Annotated in this window: 2 protein-coding genes; one reads left to right on the top strand and one right to left on the bottom strand. The window is 68.5% G+C overall.

The window, feature by feature from the left end:
- A partial coding sequence (locus C3E87_RS10670) for a hypothetical protein (RefSeq protein WP_198928289.1) occupies positions 1-571 on the top strand: 571 nt, incomplete at its 5' end.
- An 83-nt stretch (positions 572-654) separates the two neighbouring features.
- On the opposite strand, the gene C3E87_RS10665 is transcribed toward C3E87_RS10670, so the two are convergent.
- Complete coding sequence (locus C3E87_RS10665; protein ID WP_083665580.1) at positions 655-10,944, bottom strand: calcium-binding protein; 10,290 nt, start codon at positions 10,942-10,944, stop codon at positions 655-657.
- Positions 10,945-11,157: the final 213 nt, after the last annotated feature.

Below are 11,157 nucleotides of genomic sequence, written 5' to 3'. Positions count from 1 at the left end.
GGGCACCCCCGCCGCCTCCACCCCAGCCGCGGAGACCGCCGCTCCGCCCTCGGAGCCGCCCCCGGCGCCCACCGCACCGGCGCCCAGCACGGCCGGCGGGCTCGCCCCCGGTGACGTCGCGACGGCCGAGGGATGGCGGCCCACCGCCAGGCCCGGCAGCCCCGACGAGGGGTTCATGGGCAACGACACCTGGGTGCACGCCACCTCGCCGGAGCACTCGGCCTACGCCGCCGTCGCGTTGGGCTGCACGGAGATCCGCCCCTACCCGCAGCCCGTGGCGGCCCTCGAGGGCAACCTCAGCGACGACGCAGGCAACGCCGGCGTGGGCCTGACGCTCGAGTTCGCCACCGCCACCGACGCCTCGGCGTACTTCGCCGAGTGGCTGCGTCAGGCTGAGGCCTGCGTCGGCACCGTCACGGAGAAGGTCAGCGCCACCGACGACACCTGGGTGGGGCGCCGGAACCTGGGCACCGTGTGGTCAGAGACCGTCGGAGTCAGGGACCGCCTCGTGCGCCTCCTGATCGTCGACTCGCCCGACGCCGACCTCACCGGCGCACTCGGAACCAACTGAACCTCACCTCGGAACCCACTGCCCTGAGCACAGCGGTCGGCCCCACCCCGCCCGAAGGAGGGGTGGGGCCGACCGTTCGACGGTTACGGCTGGCAGGCCGGCATGTCGAAGTGACCCGGCGTGTTCGGGTAGGCAGGTCCTGCCGCCCGCTTCATGTCGGTGTTGTACACCATCGCCGTCTCGGTGAAGGCGGAGGTGCCCTTCGTGGTCACATCCCCCACCGTCTGGCCGGCGCCGGCCGTCCACGCCAGCTGGTGCACGAAGTCGCGCACCGCCGGCGACATGACCCGCAGGTCGTTGAAGCCGCCGTAGGCAGCGTTGCAGTGCGAGTACAGGTTGAACGCGCCTGTGGTGTCCATCAGCCGGTCACCGGCGTTCGGGCCGTTGGCCGTCACGTCACCCTGCAGCACGTCCCTGTCGAGGCCGCCGTAGAGCCAGTCCACACCCTGGTGGTGCTGGTCGTTGACCGCATCGGCGTCGGCCGTGTCGGTCATCTCGAACCAGGCACACGGGTCCACCACCTGTGCACCGAGGTCGACCGGCCAGTCGCTGGTCGTGCAGCTGGCGAAGCCACCACGCGGCGCCCAGTCGATGATGTCCGAGCCGATGACGTCCTGCTTGGCCGTGTCCAGTTCGCCCGCTCCGCCGAAGACGAAGTCGACGAACCGGTCGTTGTCACCTCGCGATGACGCGTCGAACGCGCCGTTGCTGAGGCAGTCCGTCGTTGCGGCGTCGGCCAACGGGTCACACCCGCGGCCGCCCCACAGGACGTCCTCACCGTTGCCGCCGAAGATCCGGTCACCGCCGGAGTCGCCATTGACCAGGTCGTCGTCAGCGCCGGCGTCGATGACGTCGGAGCCCAGCCCACCACGGATCCGGTCGCGGCCACCTTCCACCGTGCCCGGATGGGGCATGACGTTGGTGGTGCTGGAACCGAGCCACACGCCGCCGTTGGTGTCGTGCAGCAGATCGATGCGTCGATCCAGCGCGCCCCGACGGAAGCCCGTGAAGGTTTCGGCGGGCGGCTGGTTGAGCGTCACCGTGAACTCTGCGGGGCCACGGTCGCCATCGAGGTAGGTGGTCACCACGCCGCCCCGGTCACCCAGGATCGCGTCGTCACCGGCCTCGCCGAACAGCTCGTCGCTGCCCAGCTCGCCGTACACCTCGTCGTTGCCGTTGCCACCACGGATGGTGTCGTCACCGTCCTGACCCCAGAGGCCGTCGTCGCCGTCGTCACCGTAGATGACGTCGTCGCCGAAGGCGCCCACCGGCTCACAGGTGGTGCCGCTCGCGCTGCAGAACCTGGTCGTCGGCTCGCCGGAGGCCGGATCGGAGACCCGCACCGCGGTGGCACTCGACGGCACGGCACCAATCGGGTACCGCTCTGTGAACACCGCCTCGACGAACTCGCCCGGCATGCCCTGGAGCTTGCGCAGCAGGGTGCCGTTGTCGCCGACGACCACGTCGTCGGCCCCGTTGGCCTCGATGATGTCGCCCGTGTCGCGGAACGCGCGACGCGAGCTGCCACCGATGATGTCGTCCTGGCCGTCAGGAGCGCCCGGTCCCATCAGCTGGGCTGCGGCACTCGCCGAGCCCGGCCACCCGGGATCCGCCAGAACCGTGGCCCCGGGCGTCTTGGCCGACTCCACACCGATCGGCAGGTCGCCGCGGATGGTGTCCGCGCCGCCGTTGCCCTCGACGTAGTCGCCGTCGCCGTCGCCGGAGATGACGTCTGCGCCGTCCTGGCCCCAGATGCCGTCAACGCCGTCGCCACCGCTGAGGCGGTCGTCGCCGTAGCGGGTGGCCGCGCCACCAGCCGCGAGATCGAACCATTCGACCCAGCGTGCCGTGACCAGGCTGCCGCCGTCGGAGCCCATCCGCTTGAGCGCCGCGATGCTCGCCTCGCCGGTCGACGGACGGGTGATGCGCCCGTTGTCGCCCAGCAGTGCGTCGTCGCCGTCGCCGCCGAAGATGGCATCGGCCACGTCGGGCTGCCCGACGGTGGTGTTGCCCGTGCCGGACAAAGCCCAGCTGGAGCCGCCGATGAGGTCGTCGTCACCGTCGTTGCCCTCGATCCAGTCGGTCCCGGCCCAGCCCTCGATGAGGTCTGCCCCGGCGTGGCCGATCAGGCGGTCATGCCCGCCCTGGCCCAGGATGACGTCGGTGCCGTCGCCGCCGTAGACCTCGTCCGCCCCTGAGGTGCCCGCCGTCGGCGCGTCGCCGAGGTCGAGCGGGACGATCGAGCGCCCGTCGGTGATCCGGTTGCGCAGGATCTGATGGGTCTGCGCAAGCGAAACCACCGAGATGATGGCGTTGTCGCCGGCGATGAGGTCGTCGCCCTCTTCGCCGAAGAGCCGGTCGCCGGCGTCGGGTCGGCCGATGCCTGCCGAGGCCTCCTCCCACGAGCCGCCCACGATCATGTCGTGGCCGGCGCCGCCGAGCACGGTGTCAGCACCGTTGTTGCCTTCGAGGTGGTCCTCACCGCCCTGGCCATACACCGTGTCGTCGTCGAGGCCACCGAAGGCGGTGTCGTTGTCGTCGCCGCCCCAGATGGTGTCCTTGCCGCCCAGCGTCGACGGCTGGACCGTCGTCGCCAGGTCGACGGGCACACTGAGCGCGGCCGCCGTGGCGTTGTCGCCGATCAGGCGGTCAAGGTCCTGGTCGCCGTACAGCTGGTCGGCGCCGTCTGGCTTGCCTGCCGCCCTGGTGCCACCGACGACGAGGTCGTTGCCGTGGCCGCCGGAGGCCCAGTCGTCACCGGCGTTGCCCTCGATGACGTCCGCGCCGTTGCCGCCGTAGAGGAAGTCGTTGTCGGCGTTGCCGAACACGTCGTCCTCGCCGTCGCCGCCCCAGACGGAATCAACGCCTGCGCCGCCCCAGAGCTGGTCGTCGCCGCCCTGGCCGTCGAGCTTGTCGCTTCCATGCTGGCCGCAGACCAGGTCGTTTCCGCCGCCTGCCTGCACGCGGTCATCGCCGCCGCCTGCCGAGACGGTGTCGACGCCCTTGCCGCCGATGATGAAGTCGTTGCCGTCGCCGGTGGCGGCGGTCGTCGACTCTGTCACCGGATCTGAGGCGACCGTCGCGCCGGCCTTGCACTGCTCGGCCTGGTTGAACGTGTCACCGTAGATCAGCGCTGCACCGTCGCCACCGAACACGTGGTCGTTGCCGAGGCCGCCGACCAGCGTCTTGGTGTTGGGCGTCGCTCCCGGCGGGAGCGCGAGCGCGGTCACGGTGCGGAGCGGACCGTAGGTGACGCCGTCGATGGTGTGCGGATCCACGGCGGGGTCGCCCACCACGGCGGGCTCTGCCGACAGGTAGTCGTCGCCCGGACCGCCGTAGAGCTTGTCGGTGCCGAGGCCGCCGACGAGCACGTCGTTGGCGTCGCCGCCCACCAGCTGCGTGGACTGGTTGCTCAACGAGCCACTGGTCAGGTAGTCGACACCCTTGCTCCCCCAGACGAAGTCGTTGCCCTCGCCCGAGTTGACGATGTTGAACGTCGTCACGTCGGCGTCGTCGGAGCCGACATCGTCCACGCCGTAGTCGAGTTCAGCGCCGGTGAAGATCACGTCGTTGCCCGCGCCACCGTTGAGGCGGTCGTTGCCGTCGTCGCCGATGAGCCTGCTGCCCTTCGAGCTCAGGGTGGGCGTGTTGGTCGTCACCGAGATGGTGTCGTCGCCGGCGTTGCCGCGCACCTTGGTGGCGCCGAGACCGACGCGGATGGTGTCGCCGGCCCAGTTGTCGCCCTGGGCCTGGGTCGTCGGATCCTTCGCGGAGGCGTAGGCGATCACGGCCCCCGCCGGGATGTCCGGCGGGTCGCTCTCGGCGTCCACTGCCTTGACGGTGGTGAGCGCAGAGGTGTTCTGGGTGAACGCCAGGGTGGCGTCGCCGGCCACCTTGTTGTCGCCGTCACCGACGGTGATGTTGTCGGCACCAGTGCCACCGGCGACCCACGCCTTGGAGACGAGACCGTTCACCGTGAGGCCGGTGTCCACCGTGGTGATGACATCGTCGCCACCGGCGCCGTCGATGTACGCCGGGCCGTTGCCCGCCGTGATCTGGTCGGCGGATCCGGTGCCCTTGACGACGACCTCACGGTCGAACGCCGTGGTTGCCGGCGGCGGTGCGCCCTCAGGAGTGACCTCCGTCTGGCGCTGGCCGTCACCACTGAACGTCAGCTTCATCGGCACAGGACTGCTGGTGCCGTCCACGACGACGCGCTTGATGCCCGGGTCGTGGAACTCACGCGTGATGCCGAGCATCTGCACCTTGATGCCGTCGTAGGCGCCGTCGGTGCCGTCGATGTTGGCCGTGGTCTGCGCGTAGTGGAGCTGCGTGACCTTGATGACCTCGGCGTCGCCGTCAGCCTTGGCGCCCCACGGGGCGCCGCGGTAGGAGTCTGTGCCGAGCTTGCCGGTGAAGACGTAGAGCGTGTCACCCACCACGCCGCCGACGTTGGGCGGAGGCGGCGAACAGTCCACCTTCACGGTGAAGTCCAACAGGGTCAGTTCCACCAACCGCACCGAGAACGACACGGAGAAGATGCTCACGCCGATCTTGATGGTGAGTTGCAGGAACAGATAGACCCGGCCAGACATCTGGAACAGACACAACGGGTTGACCACCAGTGCCTGGACGAATTCCGTGAGCCTGAACTTCCCGTCGTTGTTCGGATCGTTCCAGTAGAGGCCGACGGTGAGACCCAGCCCACCCTCGACGCCCACGGACACGACCAGGACGCTGACCATCGCGCCGGCGGCGATCTCGCCCTTGAGCGTGACCACCGGCAGCGGCTTGCCGTTCTCGTCATTGGTGTCGAAGTAGAGACCGTCGAGCACGCTGACCGCGATCTCACCCGCGGAGGCGGTGTCGCGCATCTCGATGGCCTTGCGGATGCCGTAGGTATCCATACCGGCCCGGATACGCGCCGTGATCGACGCTGAACCCGACAGGGTCAGCAGCACCGGCGGCGGTGCGTAGACCGGTCCGAACTCCTGGCTGAAGGCGAAGCCCAGGGTCAGGTTGCCGGAGTCGAACTTGACGATGTCGATGTCGCCGCCCATCAGCAGGGCGAAGGCCTTCGTGGGCTCCTGGAAGATCGGGAACGTGATCCCGGCCTCGTTCGCCTTGCCTGCCGTCGCCGAACCGCCGGGCTCAGTGAAGGTCTTGGGCGCAGATGGGCCCGCCTTCCCATTGAGATCCGACAGGAGGGTGGCGTTCGGCACGCCACCGGTGATCAGGCTGCCGGCCACGTCCGGGGTGAGCGTCGTGTCGAGCGCGTCGTCGCCGAGCACCTTGAAGCTGCCGATCGTCACCCAGCAACTGGTGGTGCACTCGGGCAACGAGTTGAGCAGCGTGATCACGTTCGTGATGCGCTTCACCATGGTGAGGTCCGGCCCGTCAGCGAGGGTGCTGAACGTTTCGGCAAGGGTGAACAGGCTGATGTCGCCACCGCCTGCGGCCTTGCTGACGTCGGACAGCACCGGCAGCGGCGCGTAGAGCGCGTCGATGATCGGCTGGATGGGGCCCGTGACGCTCTTCACCTTCTCCAGGATGGGGCCGAGGATGTCCGAGAACACCTTGCCGGCGTCGATCTGGAAGTCGTTGAACGCGATCGTCGGGGTACCGACGCTGGACCGCAGCGACCCGCCGTCGTTGTCGGCGGAGATCGTCCAGCCCAGCTCGAAGTTGACCTTCACACCAGGCAGGAGCGAGTCGTCGCCGTCGATCTCGATCCGGGACTCGATGTCCCAGTCGATGGTGACAGCGGCGCCGATCGACACCGCGAACAGGTCTCCCATGGAGGCCGTGCTGAGATCCGCGAACGTCAGCTTGGCGCTGTCGCTCGGCGCACACAGGGCGTCACCGGCGGCGAAGCAACTGCCGGTCTGCCCGGGCTTGTGCAGATCCACCTTGAAGTGGCCGGTGAACACCTCAGGCGCCCCGGCCGAGGTGATGTCCACCCCGATGAAGGCGAGCTTCGCCTCCACCTTGGCGGGCATGGTCACGGTCAGCTCGACGCCCAGTTCTGGGCTCGCCACGGCGTTGCCGTCGACGGTGTCCCAGCCGTCCTGCGTGGCCACGTAGAAGCCGTCGTTGAGGTTCAGGCCCACCTTCAGGTGGAGCGCGAACTTCGCGCCCACGCTGACGGTGCTCTGACCGCTCGCCGGGTCAGCCTTGAGGGACAGGCCGGGGATGCCGATGTCCAGCGGACGCGACGCGCCCGTGAACTCATCGCGCACTGTCACCTCGAGCGTGACCCCACCCACCTGGTTCGCGGGGCAGTCGATCAGCTGCGGCTTCTCGACGACGAGGGTGTAGGCGGCCGCTGTGGCCGTCCCGTTGTCGGTGTAGGTCAGAGCGGAGCCCACGTCGAAGAGGAACATGAACTCGGCGTCGGTGGAGAGCTTGCGCAGCACCTTGTAGCCGGTCGCTCCCGCGACAGCAGTCCAGTCCAGCTTCACGCCCACGCTCGCGGACAGTGCAGCCTGCTCGACGGAGGCCACGCTGCTCGCGACGGTGTCCTCCTTGGCATCCGCCGGGCCCTGATAGGCGACGACGCGGTACTCGTACGTCTGCTTCACGGCATCCGCCGCCGGAACAGGCACGGCCACTGCCGTCAGGCCCGTTGCGGGCTCCAGGAACGCCTTGCACTCGAGGCCGACCAGCGGGGAGACCGCTTGGAGGCCGGCTGCGGTGAGCTTCTCGTCGAGGCGCTTGTTGACCTCTGCCACCCAGTCCTTGGGGCTGAAGCTGGTCAGGCCGCCGAGAACCTCATTCTTCAGCGTGGTGCGCAGCGTGCCGAGGAAGTCGGCGCCCTGCTGCAGGTCCTTGCCGACGAGCGGCAGCTTGCCCTCGAACGAGGCCGCCCGCAGTGCGACCTCAGCTGTGGCCAGGTAACTGTCGAGGCCGTGCTCGAACTGGCCGAAGTCCAGCACCGCAGCGGCGATGCGCGCGGCGAGATCAGCCGGGATGTCGAGCTGCTTGAGCGCGTCGTCGGGCGCGGGCAGGTTACCGCTGGGCAGCAGATCACCCAGGTCGGACGAGCGCGGCAGGCGCACCTTGAGGGCGCCCACAGAGGTGTAATCGCTCACGCCCTTGGCGAAGAGCGGCACGTTCGCACACGCCATGAGTTCGGTGGTGATGCCACTCTCACACGTGACGCCGCCGGTCGCCATCCCCGTGGGGTTGAGCTTCACGCCGGCGCTGCTGAGGAAGGTGGACCAGTCCACCGGGTTGTTCGCGGTGGCGCCGTCGACGCCGATGCGCACGCCGAGATCGACGGCGACCTTGGCCTTCTCGGCGCCTTCAGCGCCGGAGGGGTCACCCAGCGACAGCGACAGGGGGCCGAGGGTGCCGGTGAGGACGCCCTCGCCGGAGGCGTTGGCGTGCACCGAGATGCTGGAGTCCTCCATCACCTTGAAGCCCGGATCCGCAGTGCTGAGTGGCACCAGGATCCCGACGTTGACGGAGCCGGTGACGCTGGCCTGCGCCTGGCCGGTCCCCTTGACCGTGACCACGTCGCCGAGTGCGCCGAGATCCACCGCGATGGGGGTGTCGGTGCGGTAGCTGCGGTCCCAGGCCACCTTCAGCACGAGGCTGGCCGGGGCCGGGGCCGTCCCGGGCACATAGGCCACGGAGAGCGGCGTGCCGCCGAGGCGGGAATTGAGGTTGGTCACCAGGTCCTGGATGGTGTCGGGGTTGTTCGCCACGAGCCAGTCGACCGCGTCGAGCAGCGCGGCACGGGCGGTGTAGCGCGTGCCGGCCACCGGGAGGGCGTCCCAGTCCTTGACCATGGTGAGCGTGGTGCCGTCGGTGCTCACCGATTCGACGATGTTGACCTGCGTCCCCACCGTGATCGCCCGCCCCACCATCGCCTGCGTGAACTTCGCTGCGGCGGCGGTGCGGGTGCTGTCGACGAGGGTCTTGGTGCCGTAGCTGACGCCCGCGTCGCCGTTGGCCTGGTCACTGAGGACCAGGTCGCGCAGGGAGCGGCCGATGCCTGGCAGCTTGGTATTGTAGGCGTCGCTGCCGGTGCCGGGATCGGCCTCGGCGATGTTGTGCACCAGGGTCTGCAACTGCTTGATGACCATGTTGAACAACGCCTTCGGGTTGTCCACGGAGAAATCGAGCGAGGTGAGCTTCGAGAAGTTCGGCGCGGTGAACGCGAGCGTGTCGGGGTCCGTCAGATCAGTCCAGTTGAGGGTGAACGTCACGTCGTTGCCGATGAAGCCCTCGAGTTCCGGCACGGTGATGCTAGCCGTCGCCTTGGCGCGGATGTTGATGTCGGGGGTCAGCACGGCGCCGGGATCGGTCACGAGCATGCTGACGAGCTTGCTGAGCCGGATGTCCTTCTGTGCGTCGCCGATGGGCTTCAGTGCCATGGAGACCATGGGATCGGTGCCGGTGTCGCTACAGGTGTCGTTCTGGCTGGAGCGGCACATGACGAGGTCGCCCTTGATGTTGACCTTGAAGAAGCCTGCCCTGGCCTGCATGTCGATCGTCGATTCGATCGGGAAGTCCGCGGTGTAGATCGTGGAGCCGGTGCGCAGCATCACCCGGTCGGTGGGCAGCGGCCATTCGTCGACCTTCATCTTCATGCCCGCGATGGTGGTCTCGTACGGGCAGGGCTGTCCTGCCTTGTCTGCCGGTGCGCACCCGATGCCCGTCACGGGGTCGTTCAGGTCGAGCACGACGGTGATGGTGGCCTTGTGGGTGGCGCTCACCACTGCGGCGCTCGCCTCGGCGTTCGCGCCGAGGATGCCCGCGCCGTCGTCGTTGGTGAGCACATCGGCGAACGTGATGGCGCCGGTGCGCTCCTCCGGACCCGAGATGACCCAGTTGACGGTGCCGGTGGGGGTGCTGGGCGCCCAGTTGCCGGTGAGGGTGATGGAGTTGTCGGTGTTGCTGGCGATCTCGCCGCCCGATGAACCGGCGACGACCCGACGTCCGGACAGGTCCTGGCCCGCCCAGGGGGTGCCGGAAACGGTCATGGTGGTGTCGGTGAAGGTGCTGCTGGTGCCCGAGAGGTCCTGTGCGGCCTTGTCGAGGTTCCCGGAGGCCGTGCCCGAGAACTCCAGCGGGATGACGAACTTGTTGTTGGTGGAGTCCCAGCTGACCGTGCCGAGATCGAGGCTGGCGTTGAGCTTGGTCAGGAGGTCCTGCAGCGAGCTGAACTTGGGGGTGCCGAGCCTCGCCGGGTCACCGTCGGACCAGACGTTGTCCGCGAGGAAGGCCTTCAGCGGTTCGGCGATGGCGATGACGTCGGCCAGGGTCCCGCGCATGAAGGGGAGGTCCAGGTTGCCGGTGGGCACGCCACCGGAGTCGTAGTTGCGCTGCTGGATCGCGTTGATGGCGGTGATCACGCGGGCGAGCCCGTCGGCGAGGTTCTGCAGGTTCATGTTCTGGAACTTGCCGAGGGTGGCGTCGAAGCCTGTCGCGGTGACCTGCGGCGCACCCTGCGTGATGTCGGGCCAGTTGACGGCGACGGTGGCGTTCACCGTCGTCGGGAAGCCCGGGATGGTCACGGTCGTATCGGCGCCGAGGGTGAACTGACCGGAGATCGAGCTGTTGCTGTCCACATCGAGGTCCGCCTGCACGAGGCCCTCGAGCGAGCCGGCCGCCGCCAGCTCAGCCTGGTTGCCCACGAAGGCGAGCTTGCCGTCGTTGTTGGGGTCGTTGAAGGTGGCCTTCGTGTAGTGCTTGACCGACAGCGTCGAGCCGGTCAGCGACACGCCCAGGATGCCGACGGCGGCCTTGGCGTTGGCAGTCACCGTGGCTGTGACGTCGATGTCGAGGCGGGGTGACTGGGTTGTGGGGTCGGTGTCATGGATCATCCACACGCCGCCGCTGCCGTCTTCCTGGATGCTGAACTTCACCTGGGCCGTGACCGCGGCCGAGACGCCGCCGGTGACGGAGAGGTCGACGCCCGTGGCGGCGTCGGCGAGGTGCAGGTCCAGGCCGGTGACGGTGCGGTTCACGGTCGCCGTGAAGTCGACGCGCCAGCCTTCACCGATCTTCGTTGCGTTCGTGGTCAGCGTGCCGCTGCGCCCGTCAGGAAGCGTGAAGGGGAAGGAGCCTGTTCCCGGCGCCGCAATCAGTTCGTTGAAGCTGACGACTCCCGACAGGGTGTCGACGACCACCTTCTGGATGATGTCGTCCACACCCAGCAATGCCCCCGGCGACGACGTCACCAGGGGCAGCGGGAGCGCCAACGCTCCTACCGTTCCGAGGTCCTTGGACCAGGTGGCCAGGTTCCCCGTGGGGTTCGTCGACAAGAACCCCTTGATGTCGGCAACCCCGTCATCCGGGGCCGCCCAGGCTCTGTTGAGGGAGGCTGCGAAGAATCCGCTGAGAAGGACTGCAATGGCGATCATCCACGCCAAGGGTCGACGAATGCTGACTTGTTCCATGACTTCTTCCCCAAGAATTGATGGCACGGCGGAATGCACGGCGGCACCCGCGCTCGGGCCTGAATATACGGGGGCTGCGTCCTGCTTCCCCCTGGCCAGCACTGGCTGTGGCCGACGCTAGAACAGTCGTTACGGAAAGGTCAATAGCCCACGAATCGCGACATGAGGGCGAACGGC

Source organism: Tessaracoccus sp. ZS01 (assembly GCF_022342445.1).
In the GTDB taxonomy this organism is placed as follows: Bacteria; Actinomycetota; Actinomycetes; order Propionibacteriales; family Propionibacteriaceae; genus Arachnia.
This window is presented reverse-complemented; position numbering and strand designations above follow the sequence as displayed.